Here is a 15,946-nt window from a genome sequence, read left to right as displayed (position 1 = left end):
TTCCTTATCTTATTTTATATATTTTGTGGAAATACATCTAGAAATTTCACAAATAATTTTAGATAGTACTTATTTAAGTTACCTTAATCATAAATATTTCTTATTCCAGTAAAGCACAAGCGACCCACTCTAAATGATTAACCAGAAGTTTTTTGAAATTTTTTATCTTCATAGAGAGAGTAATTTAAAGACTTCACTTAAAAAAGAAAAATTTCCCTTTAAACCCTAAAACTACTTTGAATAACATGGTTTATAGTGCTGAAACTTTGGGCCATACCCCAAAATACTATAAGGGTAAGACGACTTTTATTTTTTGTTACAATTTCCCAATTATCCTTTTTTGCAAAATGGATGAAATTAGAGAATTAAGTTTTGAGAAAGAATTCTCCTCGCCAATATAATCATTCACAAATTTCTCAGCATTTTTACTTTTTATTCTACAGTTACTGTCTTTATCAAATATAGAATTTATAGCTATTTCTAATTCTTGTTCATTAGAAATAGTATAACAACAATTATATTCAATATAAGGTATTTTAACTTGTATTCTTTTTGAATTAACTTCTATCAATGGTTTACCTAATATTAATGCCTCAATTCCAATCGTAGACTGAGCAGTAATTACACCATCACTTCTAGCTAATAAAGTTTCTGTACTAGAAGTTGTGTCTAAAATGAAATTCCCATTTGAAAACTTATTTACATTATCCCGATAGATTTGTAAATTTTTATCCGAAGGGTGTGGCTTTAATATTACTTTATTATTCGTTTTAGTGAAATATTTTAATACCAACTCTAATATCTCATTCATTGTATCAGTTTCATAAGGTGACAACGCTAGGAGAAACACAAGCTGTTTATTATCATTGTGAATTTTATTTATAGATATGTCATTGTTGAATTTTTTATATTCCTCATATCTAGGGTTTCCCGTAATATGAATTGATTCAGCAGCCACTCCCCATTCTATTAGTGTTTTTTTTGATATATTTCCCCAAACTGCAATATTGTCTGCAATTAAAGGAGAAAAACCAAATTTTCCATTAGTGGCCCCATGTTGTACTACTAAGGTTGAAATATTATTTTGATTGGAGATCATACTAATATGTCTTGAGAGTTTATGACAATCTGTTCCTAGAACAATTAACTTAGGGGAAACAATATTAAGTAGTCTATTTAGTACTATATGATCTAATAATGATGAAAAAGAAATCTTTTTGAAAAAGTTAATAAAACTCTTATCCAAAATAATCGCATTTTCCATTTCAAAAAAATTTAAATTTTCATTTACCATTATCTTTTCGAATAATTTATTAATTTTCTTATTCATTTTATAAACTTGAGTCGACGCTTTAAAAATATCTTTGACATGAAAATATTGTCCAAGTGAGTTGCCTTTGAAAAAAAATTCATTTATAATTCTTTTTTCAGAGGCTACAATTAATTTGTCTTCCTCTAATAGATTATTAAATACTTGATTTAACATTTCATTGGTTGGTTTATTATAAACATCTGCAAATATAAGTATTTTAGAAGGCTTTTTTTTCACTTTATTACTTTTACTGCCTATGAAACTATAAAAATATTTGACTAAGTTATCCATGAAATTCATTTTTAGATAGTCAATTAAATATTTTTTGTAGTCTTTCTTTTCACCAGTACCATTGCTTACTAATGTTTCTAATTTAAACTCAATTTCTCTCACAGTTGAATAATTACTTACAGTTTCAAATAATTTGTATAGTCTTTTAGGCTCTTCAGAGTATAAATAACAGATATCCATGTCTAATTGCATAATGTTCCGATATATTTTAGATAAAGTAAGAATTTCCTCGAAATATTTGTAAGTATATAACTGGGATAACCTACTAAAATTAATGTTATTATACTTTAAAGGGTTTCCTTCAAACCACGTATCTGATAATAAATATGCTCGATTTTCAATATCCTCTATATCTTTCAAAGAAAGTAAGTCGTTAATTTTATAAGCATTATATTCACTACTTCTATTGCCTGTGATAATAACTCTCATCTTGTATCACCTTTTATAAATCCTCAAAACTTAGTGGGCTACCTTTGCTTAAATCCTTATTAGCTTTTCTTCCCAAAACATTAGTGAGGTATTTTGGTTTTATACCGAACCCTGGTCGGACAATCTTTATATTTTCTAAAGTTATATTTTCTCCCTTTTTAATGTCTAGAGAAACATATATAGATCTTCTGAATTTCAAAGAATTAAATTCAGCTTTTGTAACCCCATATTTGATTTCGCCCAATGATAGCCATGCCCTCTCTGTCTCTACTACTAATCTTTCTAATTCATCAGGTTCAAGGGAAAATTGAGAGTCTACCCCTCCGTCTGAACGTGATAAAGTAAAATGTTTTTCGATTACAGTAGCACCTAAAGCTACACTAGCTACAGATACTCCCGTTCCCATTGTGTGATCAGAAACTCCTACTTGCACCTTGAATAATTCTCTCATATGAGGAATGGTTGAAATATTTGTGTTTTCCGGTGTGGCAGGATAAGTACTAGTGCATTTCAGTAATATTAAATCCTTACATCCAGCTTCCTTTGCGGCTTTAACTGTTTCATCCAATTCAGCTACTGAAGCCATTCCAGTAGAAATGATCATTGGTTTTCCAGTAGAGGCTACCTTTTTTATTAATGGGATGTCAGTGTTTTCAAAAGAGGCAATTTTATACATTGACACACCCAATTCTTCTAGAAATTCTACTGCAGTGTCATCAAAAGGGGTACTAAATGGTATCATTCCTAGTTCTCGAGCTTTATCAAATATTGGTTTATGCCATTCCCAAGGCGTATATGCTTGTTGATAAAGTTGGTACAAGTTTTTCCCATTCCATAGACTTTTATCGTCTTCTATTTTGAAATCTGGATTCTCTATGTTTAATGTCATAGTATCCGCAGTATATGTTTGGATCTTTAATGCATGAGCACCGGATTTTGCTGCTGCTTCTACAATCTCCAGGGCTCTCTCTAAAGATTGATTATGATTGCCAGACATTTCAGCAATGATAAATGGTTTCTGCTTCGGTCCTATTTTTATACCTTCAACTTGAATTTCCTTCATGATCTCATTCCTTTTTAGAATTTCTTCTAGCTATTGTTAAACTTTGCAAACAAGTACACATCAATGTATTTTCCATTCTTAATTATATGGTTTTTTAATAACCCTTCTTGATTAAAACCAAGCTTCCTATGAAAATGTAAACTCGCCTGATTAAAACCCAATACCTCAGAGCAAATTTTATTTAGTCTCAATTCTTTGAACATATAATTCAAAGCCAAATTCCCCATTATAGAACCTAGTCCTCTAGGAGCGTTTTTCTCACCAATATAGAATCCCCATTCACATCTCTGGTTAATTCTATCAATATTGGTTATATTCACAACACCATATGGTGCTCCTTTAAACAAGAAAACTTTCGTAATTTTTTTTTCGGAGTTATTAATACTATTAAACCAAGATCTATGTTCCTCTATCGTGATTAGCTTATCATGGTACATTACCTTTCTAATATCCTCTTGATTTCTCCACAATAAAACTAAGTCCAAAAAATCCTCGTTTATATCAATTAATTCAGCTTCAGCCTGAATCCCCATCTAACTCCTCCAAAATATAACTTGTTACAGTATAGTTATGAGCCACTCCTGGCGGTATAAGTTCTAACGAACGCTGATTCATTATCGCTAATTTTCCAGGTTCTTTTGTTAACTTTTCAACCTCTAGAATAATATCTTGTTCTTCAACATTCTGATACCAACCTAAATTAATGGTAGCACCAAATTCAGCTACTGCTTTGGTTATCTCAAACTGGTTTTCTGCGATTACTATTGTAATAGAAGGCAACCCTAAGAAACACCTTTCCCAAGTTGTTGTTCCACCTGCACCTATTGCTAAATCAGCTTCATTCATAAATTCAGCCATATTATCTACTTGTTCATGATACTCAAAGTTGGAATACCTTTGACACAAGTCTTTAATTTGATCTTTATTTGCATTTGACTTCCCCACAATGACATTAATAACATCAATTTCAGACTCTAACTTTAACAAAGCATTTAGTGTCTTTAATGTTTCATTAGTTGGGTCAGTTCCACCAAAAAACACAAGTATATTATTAATTTCCCCATTTCGACATCGATATGCTTTAGGGACCTCGTAAAACTCAGATCTTAATAGAACATACTCAGGGCCCAATAATTGTGGAGTACTTGAGGAAACCAATGATTTATATCTTATTTCATAATCAATTAAATAATTTTGATCTAATAATAAATCACAATCATGTACACGATTTGCTAAATCATCAATTACCATTATCTTACCAACGTGTTTTTTTACAATTGATTCCCATTTAGCATCAAGCTCATAGTGATCAACTACAAGCAAATCACATGAGGATGAATTTTTAATATGGTTCACCGTTTCAAATGCGTCAGTTACATAGTTTTCATTATACCAACTATTCTCTTTATCCATGTCAACTTTAGTAAGCTTGTCAACTACAAATCCATGTCTCTCTAGCATGTCAATTAAATTCCCCTGAGTTTCTCTGGATATGAAGCTAACAATAACACCTTTTTCTCTAAGTTGTTTTGCTAATGTCAAGCATCTCATAACATGCCCGCTTCCTATTTTCACAGAGGCATCTACTCGAATCTTCACGTTCTTAATTACCATTGTTAAACCTTCTTTTGTTCTATGTGTGAATTAATTTTCTTCCATTCTTTATGATCCTTTATTAAATCCAAAACGTCTGCTGTATTAAAAAAAGGTTTTTGAGGGTAAATGCATTCTAATATTTTTGTTATTAGCACCAAGTCCTCAATTGTATCTACTGTCCATCTATGATCACTCTGGTCATCAGTATTAAAATTGTTCAGTAACTTATACTTATCTGGATTATTATAAAAGTATGAGGTAACATGCTCTCTGTAGATACTCTTTTTAGCATGATTAAAAGCTTCCTCTAATATTTTATTAGAAAATACTTCTGTATCCAGTCCTCTAGGAAAAGTTCTTTCTAATGTATTTGAAACATAGTCTATTTCCCCTATATTGTCTAAGTACATTTGAATAACGCTGTCAATCACTTCTGGGTCAATTAGAGGGCAATCAGAAGTCAATCGCACAATCACATCGCCATTATGCATTCTTGCGGCTTCATAATACCGAGCTAGTACATCTTGCTCTGACCCTCTATATACTTTAATATCTAAGTTTCTACATAATTCTACTATCGGATAATCGCTTTCCTTTACTGTTGTAGCAATTATTACTTCATCTATTAAAGTTGACCTTTGTATTCTTTCCAACTGATATTCCAGTAGAGTTTTTCCCATTACCTTTTTAAGTATTTTACCAGGTAGCCTGGATGAACCCATTCTGGCTTGAATGATCGCAATAACTCTCATCTCTACACCCTTAAACTAATTTTTTATGGCTTTCAATCACTTGCTTAACGGCTTTGATAACATCCTGAACATCTTTATCCGTCATCGCTGGAAAAAGAGGTAAAGTGATAATTTCCGTATAGACTTCTTCTGCAACAGGTGCAATTCCTTTTTCGTAGCCTAATTCCTTATAATAAGGTAGTAAATGTACTGGAAGATAATGTACGTTTACACCAATATTCTGTTTTTGAAGTGCTTCAAATATTTCTTTTCTATCTGCTTTGAGCTTTGAAGTATCGAACCGTAATATATACAAGTGCCAGCTAGATGATCCATTGGCATCTTGGTAAGGTATCTTTACTTGTGGTAACTCTTTAAAGGAATCATTATATTTTTCAATCATGGTTTTTCGAAGCTCTACGAATTTGTCTAATTTCATCAATTGACTTTTCCCAAGTGCTGCTTGAATATCAGTCATTCGGTAGTTATAGCCTAAGAATTGCATTTCGTAATACCACGGTCCATGATTTTCCACCAATTTGTCAGCATCTCTGGTGATGCCGTGTGAGCGGAACTGAACAAGCTTATCACGATATTCTTTATTATCTGTAGTAATGATTCCACCCTCACCTGAAGTGATGTGCTTTACTGGATGAAAACTGAACATCGTCATATCACTAATTGATCCAACCTTTTCACCTTTATAAGTTGCACCAAGGGCATGTGCTGCATCTTCAATAACCACCAGGTTATTCTTATCAGCAATTTCCTTTATCTTTTCCAAATTTACTGGCTGTCCAGTAAAGTCGACTGGAATAATCGCTTTTGTCTTAGAAGTGATTTTTCTCTCTATCACTTCTGGATCAATGTTATAAGTGTGGGGATCGATATCAGCAAAAACAGGTACTCCCCCTTGATACAACACACAGTTTGCACTAGCAGCAAAGGTTAATGGAGTAGTAATTACTTCATCACCATTAGAGATACCTGCTGCAAAGCAAGCTCCATGTAATGCAGCTGTTCCATTTGAAAATGCAACAGCATATTTAGAACCAACATAATTTGCCACAGCTTCTTCAAACTCTGACACAGCTGGACCTGTTGTTAAATAGTTACTCTTTAATACTTTTACTACTTCATTAATATCATCATCATCTATCCATTGTTTCCCATAAGGAAGGTAGGTATCTCTAATATTAGACATATGAATTCTCCTATTAAAGCAGAAGGAATATTACATTCCTTCTACTAGTTCTCTTAATTGTTCAACTGTTAACCAATCCTCATTCACATTACTTACATAGCTAAATCCTTCAGGCAACGTTTTCCCGCCATTAGTATTTTCATCAGACCACCATGGAAATTCCGGTTGAATGACATAATAACTGTCAAACTCCATAGTACGACGAGCATCATCTTCAGTAATCATAGCTTCATGTAATTTTTCACCTGGACGTATTCCTACAACTTCAATTTCGCATTCTGGAGCAATTGCAGTTGCTAAGTCTGTTACTTTCATGCTCGGAATTTTAGGAATAAAGATTTCTCCACCATACATTCTTTCAAGATTATCCAGGACAAACTGTACACCCTGATCAAGTGTAATCCAGAACCTTGTCATTCTTTCGTCTGTAATCGGTAGTTTCCCAGTTTCTTTAATTCTTTTGAAGAAGGGGACAACACTGCCTCTGCTCCCTACAACATTTCCATATCTTACCACAGCAAACTTTGTTTCTTTATTACCGGCATACGAATTTGCTGCTACAAATATTTTATCCGAAGCTAACTTTGTAGCCCCATAAAGATTAACCGGGCTGGCCGCTTTATCGGTACTTAGTGCGATTACCCGTTGAACTCCTCTATCAATTGCAGCCTCAATAATATTTTGTGCACCATGAATATTTGTTTTTACAGCTTCAAATGGATTATATTCACAGGCCCCCACATGCTTTAAAGCTGCAGCATGAATGACTACATCTACCCCATCAAAAGCTCTATATAAACGCTCTTTATCTCTAACATCCCCAATGAAGAATCTAATACGTGGATCCGTAAAATCTTGGGCCATTTCATATTGTTTTAATTCATCACGGCTGAATACAATTACTTTCTTAACATCTTGTTGTAGGACTTTTGCAATGAATTTTTTTCCAAATGAACCCGTACCGCCTGTTACTAAAATTGTTTTACCGTTTAAATCATACATGTTGTTTCCTCACTTTGTTTGTTTTATTTTTAGTAAGCGTCTTTTGAGCCAAATAGCACTAAGACAGTTTTAAATATTATTTTAAAATCAAATAAGATTGATCTCTTTCTAATATAAATTAAATCTAGTTCAACCATTTCATCAAAACCCACATTACTTCTTCCACTCACTTGCCATAAGCCAGTGCATCCTGGCTTGACGTAGAGTCTTTGCTTATCGTAACTCGTGTATTCATCGACTTCTCTAGGCAATGGAGGTCTTGGCCCTACTAAACTCATATCTCCCTTTAACACATTAAATAATTGTGGCAGTTCATCGATACTTGTTTTTCGTATAAACTTTCCTATTTTTGTAACTCTTGGATCGTCTTTCATTTTGAACATCGCACCAGTTACTTCATTCAATTCCAATAAGTCTTTCAATCTCTGTTCCGCATCACTTACCATAGATCTGAATTTATACATTTTAAATTCTTTTCCGTTTTTCCCTACTCTTTTTTGAGAGAAAAAAACTGGTCCTTTAGGATCTTCTAGTTTTATTAATACTGCTAGAATAATAAATAAAAAACTCAATAATACCATTCCACATATAGAGCCAGTAATATCTACAAATCTCTTAAGTAATAAGTAACTCTTTCTATTTTCGATGGTAGCTTTTGTTCCAGAGTTTAAATAGATTAGGTCTTTCTCTGCTAGATTTGACAATAGCTTCCCTTCCTCTTCTCACAGCTTTTTTTAAACTCTATTTTTGTTTAGAATTTCTTCCATATATTCAAGTACGCCATCTCTTATTTCAATATTATCAAGAGCAAAATCGATTGTTGTTTTCACAAACCCTATCTTTTCCCCAACATCATATCGCTTTCCAAAAAAGTCATACGCATATACATTTTGAATGCTATTTAGTTTTTGGATAGCATCGGTAAGTTGAATCTCTCCCCCTGTCCCCTCTTCTTGGTCTTCTAACAAGTTGAAAATTTCTGGAGTAAGTAAGTACCTGCCCATAATCGCCAAGTTTGAAGGAGCAGTACCAAGTGTCGGCTTCTCAACAAAATTGTTTACTTTGTATCGCCTACCTTCAACATTTGCTGGGTCAATAATTCCGTATCGATGTGTTTGGTTGTGCTCAACGGTTTGAACACCAATGACTGAAGAACCTGTTTCTTCATATTGATTAATAAGTTGTTTAACACAAGGCGTTTCACTTACAACTATGTCATCACCTAACAAGACTGCAAATGGCTCATCTCCAATGAAATTCCTTGCACACCAGACCGCGTGACCCAATCCTTTCGGCTCTTTTTGGCGGATGTAGTGAATATTCACTAGATTACTGGAATGCTGTACCTTCTCCAGCAAATCAAATTTCCCTTTTTCAGCTAAGTTTCTTTCTAATTCCGGCGCGAAGTCGAAGTGATCTTCAATTGCTCTTTTACCCTTACCCGTAACGATGATAATGTCTTCGATACCTGATGCGATTGCTTCTTCTACTATGTATTGAATAGTTGGTTTATCAACAATAGGCAACATTTCTTTAGGCATCGCTTTAGTAGCAGGCAAAAATCTTGTCCCTAACCCAGCTGCAGGAATAATAGCTTTTCTAACTTTCTTCACTTATAGCCCCCCTGTTATTTTGAAATTAATTACGACATAATAAATACCTAATGAAAAAACACCATTTCCAAATGTTTTTTCATTAGGTATCCAATTGGAACCTGAACCAACTATTGCATAAAGCGTTTTCATTGTTTTTCTTTACTTATTTCAATTAAAATAGTAAATGTGGGCATCTAACCCTTCCTCACATCCCACCATTGACGACGTGCGTCTAAGGCGAAGTTTCTCTTCCCCCACGGCGTGACCGAGTGCCCCCATGGATAATGGCAAGGAGACATTCCCAAAATTCTACTGTTGTCTGTGTAGAGCTTTTGTTTCTTGTTTACCAACGACAATAGCACCTTGGATTACCTGTATCTTGACCTGCGTTAGAAGATTCCGAGGAATTTTTTCTTTTTGATCAATTCAGGTATTTCTTTATAGATTGTTTTTCCATCCACGAGCATTTCTGCATTTTCGGTAAAGTAATAGACCATGTCGATTCCGTACTTTTTCTCTATATAGTCCATCGCTTCTTCCATTTTGAAGGTGCGATTATGTATGTTATGGGCATCAGATGCTAGGAAGTGCGTCAGGTTGGCTTGGATCATCTGGTCTGAAAACTTTTGGATGTTCTTTCCGAAGTAGCCTACCAGGCTGGAAGCTGTCAGTTGAGTGATGGCACCATTCTTGACCAGTTTGTATAATTTGTCTGGTCGTTCGATCAGTTCGGCATTACGTTCCGGGTGAACGATGACCGGTGTCAGACCTTCGACTTGGATATCGTAGAGCAGACGTTCTGCGTATCTCGGTACAGAACTGGATGGAAATTCGATGAATAAGTACTGTGATGATTGATTGAGGGGAAGAATCTCACCTTTTTGATAATCTTCCAGAATCTCACCATATATACGGCATTCCTGCCCAGGCAGGACTGTCAGGTTCACGTTTTCTCTTTTAAATGCTTCGTTGACCGTGTCCACTAGAGGCAGGATATCAGCCTTCTTGTTGTCATACTTCCCGTTCCGGTGGTGGGGAGTCGCAATGATTGTATGAATGCCTTCAGAAACCGCTTGTTTCGCCATATCTATGCTTTCCTCAATCGTCTTGGCTCCATCATCTATTCCAGGCAAAATGTGACTGTGAATGTCTATCATGCCGACCCCTCCTTGATTCGTGGTTAATTATACCCATTAAAATACCCATTCATATTTTACTATAATGTTTAAAAATGTAAAGTAAATACATCATTGTTATATATGTTATTTATTTCCACCATAATAATAGTAGTAATTACTGTCTTTCATTTCTCTATTATTCAATACAACGCCAACTAGTTTCGCCTTGGCTGCCTCTAATAATTCTTTGGATTTTACTGCCCTGTCCACTTCTGTTGTTCCTGAACTGATGACAAGAATGGTACCTTGGCATTGATTCGCTAATATTTGTCCATCCGTTACGGCAAGTACCGGAGGCGTATCAAAGATCACCATGTCGTATTCCTCATACACTTCTTTAAAGAAGTGCTCCATACGCTTCGAATTAAGAAGTTCTGCCGGATTTGGCGGGATGGGACCGCAGGTTAGCAGGTCCAGGTTTTTCACATCGGATGAATGGGTTACTTCTGTTAAGGACTTCTGACGTGTCAGTACACTCGTCAGCCCGAACGTATTATTCAATCCGAATGTATAATGAGCCGTTGGTTTACGCATGTCTGCGTCAACCAGGAGAACTCTCTTCCCTTCCTGGGCAAAGACGACACCAAGATTGGCAGAGGTAGTTGATTTCCCTTCTCCGGGTCCTGATGACGTGACCATAAGGGAACGTAATTCCTGATCGATGAAAGAAAAGTTTATATTGGTTCGGATCGTTTTATATTGTTCAGAGATCGGAGACATCGGATCCGTTTTCGTAATCAATTTACGTTTGGTATTCATCATTTGTTTTTTTAGATTCTTGTTAAGAGCCAACTGTCTCACCTCTCACTCTTGATTTTCGCTGGGAACGGCTTTTCGCCTGTTCGGCCTGATCCTGGATTCGTGTGATTGATCCAAGCACCGGAAGGCAAAGGATTTTTTCTACTTCCTGTTCCGTCTTGATCGTATTATCAAGGAATTCTAATAGGAAGGCTAAACCGACTCCCGCCATCAACCCTACGACTGTAGCAATGGCGATGTTCAGTAAAGGTTTCGGTTTAATGGGAGATTGGTCTTTACCCACTTCCGCTTTTGCCAGGATACTGACATTATCCACATTCATGATCTTACCGATTTCATCCTGAAAGACACCTGCTATTTTATTGGCAATGGCAGCCGCCTGTTTTGGATCGGTATCTTCAACAGAAAGGTTGATGACCTGGGAGTCCTTTTCGCTGGCTACCGAAAGTTTCTCATTTAATTCTTCTACTGTAAGATCCAGGTTCAAATCTGCTATGACCTTCTCAAGTATGGCCGGACTTTTCATAATGACATTGTATGTATTAATCAATTGAAGATTCGTTTGAATCTCTCCAATATTATAAGCCGGTTGATCCGATTTGGACTGATTGACCAGTAGTTGAGTTGAGGATTGATACACAGGTGTCAATAGAAAGAAGCTTACCCCTCCGCTTACAATGATGGCTGTAAGAGTGATGAGCAGGATGAGCTGCATTCTCTTCTTTATAGTCTCGATCAATTCCTTCAAACTAATTGTTTCTTCCATAACGTCCTCCTAAAGAAAAATATGTAAAATAATATCATATCTTGTTGTGTTTTTTCTCATTTATTGTCATAATTTTAATTGAATTGTAATATTTCCATACTTATCTATTAAACTACAAATTTTTCTATTTGAAAAGGGAATTATCATAATTGGTATTAATTTCTTGTAAGTATTTACCTAAAGGGAAGGAGATTTCCATGAAAAAATTATTGCTCACGCTATTGGCCATCAGCTGCGTTGCTTTCCTGTACCTTGGAAACATGTATTGGAAGGAGAAGACGACACTGGTCGCTTCTGAAGAAAAGACCACCAAGACGATTGAAACTTCTCCGTCAGGGGAAACACAGGTTCCTCAAAAGGAAGCAACCGAGGAAGAAGGAAAGAAAGATCTTGATTCCCTTACTGCCAACTGGCCGGAAGAAGCCCGCACTCATTTTAAAGAGCTAATGAAGAAAGATGAACCTTTTAAGCTGGCTATAGTCGGTTCCCCGGCTATGGGGGAAGATGAAAATGGTTGGGCCCCTCAATTAAAAGAAAAGCTCTTATCGGAACTCGGTTCTCAAGTGGAAGTGGAGATCTTTCAATCGGACGTCACGTCCATTGAATTCATTAATGGTGAAGAATCCGACAATGTTCTCGCCTTCGAACCCAATCTCGTTCTATTAGAACCCTTCTCCCTTACGGATAACTCTAATCAGGTAGGGACCGTTCAGAACCATGAAAGCATTCTTATGTTCTTAAGGGAAATGAAAGAAACAAATGAGGATAGCGTTTTACTTCTTCAACCTCCTCATCCATTAGAAGGAGCCACTTACTACCCTCAGCAAATTGAGGCATTGAAGGAATTTGCCGGGGAAGAATCCATTTCATACCTTGACCATTGGGATTCATGGCCGGATGATAAGACCCTCAGCGATTATTTAATCGAATCCCAGGACACGCCTAACGAGAAAGGGCATAAAATCTGGGCAGATTATTTAATCGAATATTTCATCAATGAATCATCAGAAGTTTCATAAATAATTCAAAAATTCTATCTATGCAATAGGTCCCGAATCTGCTATCTTATGGAGTAGGCTAACTAAAGGTGAGGTAAACGTTAATGAGAAGTGATAAACATACAAAACGAAAGAAACGAAGATGGCCAAAGATCCTTGGCATGATTGTGCTGTTACTGGTTGTTGCCGGCGGTGTATATGGATATAGCATCTATGCTTCATTGAATAAAGCAGTGGAAACCATGCATTCCCCGATCGACCGTGACAAATCGTCGAAACGCACGAAAGAAATTGACTTCAAAGACAAAGAACCATTCTCTGTTCTTCTATTAGGTGTAGATGAACGAAAGAATGACAAAGGCCGCTCGGATTCCATGATTGTCCTTACCGTGAATCCTGAGGTTAAATCCGTAAAGATGATCAGTATCCCCCGTGATACTCTGACCGATATTGTAGGTCACGGTACAAGAGATAAGATCAACCACGCCTACGCATTCGGCGGTGTGGAAATGTCCATGAACACTGTGGAAGAGTTACTCGATATTCCCATCGATTACTATGTACAGATCAATATGGACGGTTTCAAGGATATCGTTAATGCCGTCGGTGGTGTGACGGTCAACAATGACCTGAACTTCAGTTATGAAGGATATACATTCCGCGAAGGAAAGCTTGACCTGAATGGGAAAGAAGCCCTGGCTTTCTCACGCATGAGATACGATGATCCACGTGGTGACTTTGGAAGACAGCTTCGTCAACGTGAAGTCATCCAGGCCGTCATTCGTGAAGGGGCAAGCGTATCAAGTCTTTGGAACTTCGATAATATCTTCGATGCCCTGGGAAGTAACGTCAAAACCAACCTCACGTTCGAAGAGATGGTCGAAATACAAAAACACTACAAATCAGCATCAAAGGATATAGAACAGATTCAAATCAAGAACGGCACAGGTACAAAAATCGATGGAATCTATTATTATGTGATTCCTGATGAAGAGCTGAAAGAGATTCAGGATACTCTTAAAAAGCATCTCGAGTTATAAGAAGAAAGGCTACGGATCTGCAGATCCGTAGCCTTTCTTTTACCTTTTTTCCGTCTTTTGCTTATGGATATAAGCTTCTTCTTCCTTAGAAGACAGCAAACTGGTTGCTTTTCCTACGGTCCCCTCCTGGATCCGCCAAATCGTGTTATGATCACTGACGGCATCAGAGAAATCTCCCTCTTTCCAGCTTATCAATATATCTTCGTATGCATTTTCATGCTTATACTGATTGATTTCTAATTGATTCAGCAGGTACTCAATCCGCTCATCTGTGATTTGGAAGAATGACCACTTTTCTTTCGCCGCTACCTTTTGATGGCTCATGGCATGTATATACTGCTGCATCAGCTTTTCGCTTAAGGGGGTTTTGACTTCTTCCCCGAATGGGTTTCCACCTTTACTTACTTTCTGTCCATCCTCTTCATCATCATTCATTTCTACCCCCTCCGTTTGTTCCACGCTCCCAACATCTGCTTCTTCGTCTGATCCACCAATCACTCCACCCACATTTAAAGTACCCAAAGCTATGTAAACACCCAAAGCAGTTAACAATAATACACTTCCGATGATGATTCCGACTGTCTTCCTGCTCACGATCCCATCTCCCCCTCGTATTCAAACCCATATCTATATGTACACTTCTTCTAGATTACACGGACGTAGTCCTTCAAGAACGCAAAAATAGCCATCCTTTTATTACCAGAGTAAAAAAACGGTCGCTAAGTTGGTTGTCAATCGGGACTGAATTCCGTATAATGGTTCGTTGTTTGTTAAATTATTTCCAACTCTACATAAAGGGAGATTTGATATATTTGAAGAATCAGTCGTGGTTATCACTTCAGTTCTTTGCGATATTTTTTACATGGGGAATTTTCATTCCTTACTGGACAGCGTGGTTAGTGGAGAGTAAGGATTTCTCCATTTCGGCTGCAAGTACCGTGATTGCCGTAGGAATGATCGCCCGTTCGTTTTCAAGCTTCTTGGTATTTCCTAAGTTGAGCCAGACGGTTTCATTGGGACGTCTTTCCCGGTGGTTGGTGTTGATATCGGGGGCTGCTTTGTTGCTGTTCCTGCCACTGAACTCATTTGGGATGGTTTTAGGATGTATGGTGTTATTCAGCCTTGTGTATCCGATGTTGCTTCCGATGGTTGAAAGTATGGCGGCTGTGATGATGAAGGAAGATGGGATTGATTATGGCCGGAGCCGTTCCTGGGGATCGATCGGGTATACGACTGCATTGCTTGCAGTTGGATTTTTGACGTCGATTTTTACAGAGGGGGCCGTGATTTATCTTCTGTTTGGCGGGATTGTCGTGATCTTGCTTTCTTCCCTTGCGAAACTGCCACAGTCTATGAGCGGGACACGTGGTCAGGAGAAGCTTTCTTACAGGAGACTTCTGAAATCCAGTAAGTTTGTCTGGACGATGGTGATCGTCGTCTTGATTCAGGGAGCACATGCTTCTTACTATAATTATGGCGTTCTTTATTTGAAGGAATTAGATGTGAGCGCCGTGTATATCGGCGTGATCTTAAATGTTGCCGTGTTATCGGAAATCCTGTTCTTTGCATTTTCAGACCGACTGCTTAAGGGAAAGAGCATTTCCCTCATGTTTATAATAGCAGCAGGGGCTGCTGTGACGCGTTGGACTTTGTTGTTCCTATTCCCCAGCACCCCTGTCTTCATCTTTACCCAACTTTTCCACTCTCTAACCTTCGGATTGACCCATTATGCATTCATGCGGTTGATTTATGAAGAATTGGAGAGCAAGGATATTCCTGCAGCCCAGGGAGTGTATACTTCCCTTGGAATGGGATTGAGTACGGCTGTGCTGACGTTCGTCGGCGGCTTCTTGTATGACATCTCACCTGGTACGGCATTTATGGGGATGGCCGTGGTTGTGGCTCCGTGTGTGGTGCTTGGTGGATGGATGTATTGGAAGTATGATCGCGGGGTTGAAGGTGTGGTTAGTTATAAATAAGGA

At 37.1% G+C, this 15,946-nt stretch carries 16 protein-coding genes; 3 read left to right on the top strand and 13 right to left on the bottom strand.

Annotated features, from left to right (window positions below):
• Nucleotides 1–316 precede the first annotated feature (316 nt).
• The 12 genes from ACSQ2E_RS01675 to ACSQ2E_RS01620 all read right to left on the bottom strand — a co-directional run bounded on the left by ACSQ2E_RS01675 (nt 317) and on the right by ACSQ2E_RS01620 (nt 11,926).
• Nucleotides 317–2,032: a UDP-N-acetylglucosamine 2-epimerase gene (locus tag ACSQ2E_RS01675; protein ID WP_435989069.1), complete on the bottom strand. Its 1,716-nt coding sequence runs from the start codon at nt 2,030–2,032 to the stop codon at nt 317–319.
• Between the two features lie 13 nt (nt 2,033–2,045).
• Nucleotides 2,046–3,095 carry a pseudaminic acid synthase gene (gene pseI, locus ACSQ2E_RS01670; protein ID WP_435989068.1) on the bottom strand — a complete coding sequence of 350 codons (1,050 nt, stop codon included), beginning with the start codon at nt 3,093–3,095 and terminating at the stop codon, nt 2,046–2,048.
• A 26-nt stretch (nt 3,096–3,121) separates the two neighbouring features.
• Nucleotides 3,122–3,628 (bottom strand): UDP-4-amino-4,6-dideoxy-N-acetyl-beta-L-altrosamine N-acetyltransferase, encoded by a 507-nt coding sequence (gene pseH, locus ACSQ2E_RS01665; protein ID WP_435989067.1) that lies wholly within the window; start codon nt 3,626–3,628, stop codon nt 3,122–3,124.
• Nucleotides 3,612–4,709: a UDP-2,4-diacetamido-2,4,6-trideoxy-beta-L-altropyranose hydrolase gene (gene pseG / locus ACSQ2E_RS01660; protein WP_435989066.1), complete on the bottom strand. Its 1,098-nt coding sequence runs from the start codon at nt 4,707–4,709 to the stop codon at nt 3,612–3,614. Before pseG ends, pseH begins: the two co-directional genes overlap by 17 nt.
• Before the next feature lie 2 nt (nt 4,710–4,711).
• The gene (locus ACSQ2E_RS01655; RefSeq protein WP_435989065.1) at nt 4,712–5,443 is read right to left on the bottom strand and encodes a cytidylyltransferase domain-containing protein; all 732 of its coding nucleotides are present in this window, start codon (nt 5,441–5,443) and stop codon (nt 4,712–4,714) included.
• Nucleotides 5,444–5,453: 10 nt separating this feature from the next.
• Nucleotides 5,454–6,626 carry a UDP-4-amino-4,6-dideoxy-N-acetyl-beta-L-altrosamine transaminase gene (gene pseC, locus ACSQ2E_RS01650; RefSeq protein WP_435989064.1) on the bottom strand — a complete coding sequence of 391 codons (1,173 nt, stop codon included), beginning with the start codon at nt 6,624–6,626 and terminating at the stop codon, nt 5,454–5,456.
• Between the two features lie 30 nt (nt 6,627–6,656).
• Nucleotides 6,657–7,628: a UDP-N-acetylglucosamine 4,6-dehydratase (inverting) gene (gene pseB, locus ACSQ2E_RS01645; protein ID WP_435989063.1), complete on the bottom strand. Its 972-nt coding sequence runs from the start codon at nt 7,626–7,628 to the stop codon at nt 6,657–6,659.
• A gap of 29 nt (nt 7,629–7,657) precedes the next feature.
• Nucleotides 7,658–8,305, bottom strand: coding sequence for a sugar transferase (locus ACSQ2E_RS01640; RefSeq protein WP_435994356.1), 648 nt, complete (start codon nt 8,303–8,305; stop codon nt 7,658–7,660).
• Nucleotides 8,306–8,362: 57 nt separating this feature from the next.
• Nucleotides 8,363–9,241, bottom strand: coding sequence for a UTP--glucose-1-phosphate uridylyltransferase GalU (galU, locus tag ACSQ2E_RS01635; protein ID WP_435989062.1), 879 nt, complete (start codon nt 9,239–9,241; stop codon nt 8,363–8,365).
• 371 nt (nt 9,242–9,612) lie between these two features.
• Entirely contained in the window at nt 9,613–10,380 is a 768-nt protein-coding gene (locus tag ACSQ2E_RS01630) for a tyrosine-protein phosphatase (protein ID WP_435989061.1), read from the bottom strand.
• 105 nt (nt 10,381–10,485) lie between these two features.
• Nucleotides 10,486–11,160 (bottom strand): CpsD/CapB family tyrosine-protein kinase, encoded by a 675-nt coding sequence (locus ACSQ2E_RS01625; RefSeq protein ID WP_159363348.1) that lies wholly within the window; start codon nt 11,158–11,160, stop codon nt 10,486–10,488.
• A gap of 22 nt (nt 11,161–11,182) precedes the next feature.
• On the bottom strand, nt 11,183–11,926 hold the full coding sequence (locus ACSQ2E_RS01620) for a YveK family protein (protein ID WP_435989060.1): 744 nt from the start codon (nt 11,924–11,926) through the stop codon (nt 11,183–11,185).
• A 197-nt stretch (nt 11,927–12,123) separates the two neighbouring features.
• Between ACSQ2E_RS01620 and ACSQ2E_RS01615 the strand changes: the two genes are divergently transcribed.
• Nucleotides 12,124–12,945: an SGNH/GDSL hydrolase family protein gene (locus ACSQ2E_RS01615; RefSeq protein ID WP_435989059.1), complete on the top strand. Its 822-nt coding sequence runs from the start codon at nt 12,124–12,126 to the stop codon at nt 12,943–12,945.
• An 83-nt stretch (nt 12,946–13,028) separates the two neighbouring features.
• Complete coding sequence (gene tagU / locus ACSQ2E_RS01610) at nt 13,029–13,964, top strand: polyisoprenyl-teichoic acid--peptidoglycan teichoic acid transferase TagU (RefSeq protein ID WP_435989058.1); 936 nt, start codon at nt 13,029–13,031, stop codon at nt 13,962–13,964.
• Nucleotides 13,965–14,003: 39 nt separating this feature from the next.
• Here tagU and ACSQ2E_RS01605 read toward each other — a convergent pair whose 3' ends face one another.
• Nucleotides 14,004–14,558, bottom strand: a complete 555-nt coding sequence (locus tag ACSQ2E_RS01605; RefSeq protein ID WP_435989057.1) for a DUF6241 domain-containing protein — start codon at nt 14,556–14,558, stop codon at nt 14,004–14,006.
• A gap of 218 nt (nt 14,559–14,776) precedes the next feature.
• On the opposite strand from ACSQ2E_RS01605, the gene ACSQ2E_RS01600 reads away from it, so the two are divergent.
• A complete protein-coding gene (locus tag ACSQ2E_RS01600) occupies nt 14,777–15,943 on the top strand; it encodes a 3-phenylpropionate MFS transporter (RefSeq protein WP_435989056.1) in 1,167 nt (388 codons plus the stop codon).
• Nucleotides 15,944–15,946 lie beyond the last annotated feature (3 nt).

This window comes from Rossellomorea sp. LjRoot5, assembly GCF_964253455.1.
Taxonomy (GTDB): domain Bacteria; phylum Bacillota; class Bacilli; order Bacillales; family Bacillaceae_B; genus Rossellomorea.
This window is presented reverse-complemented; position numbering and strand designations above follow the sequence as displayed.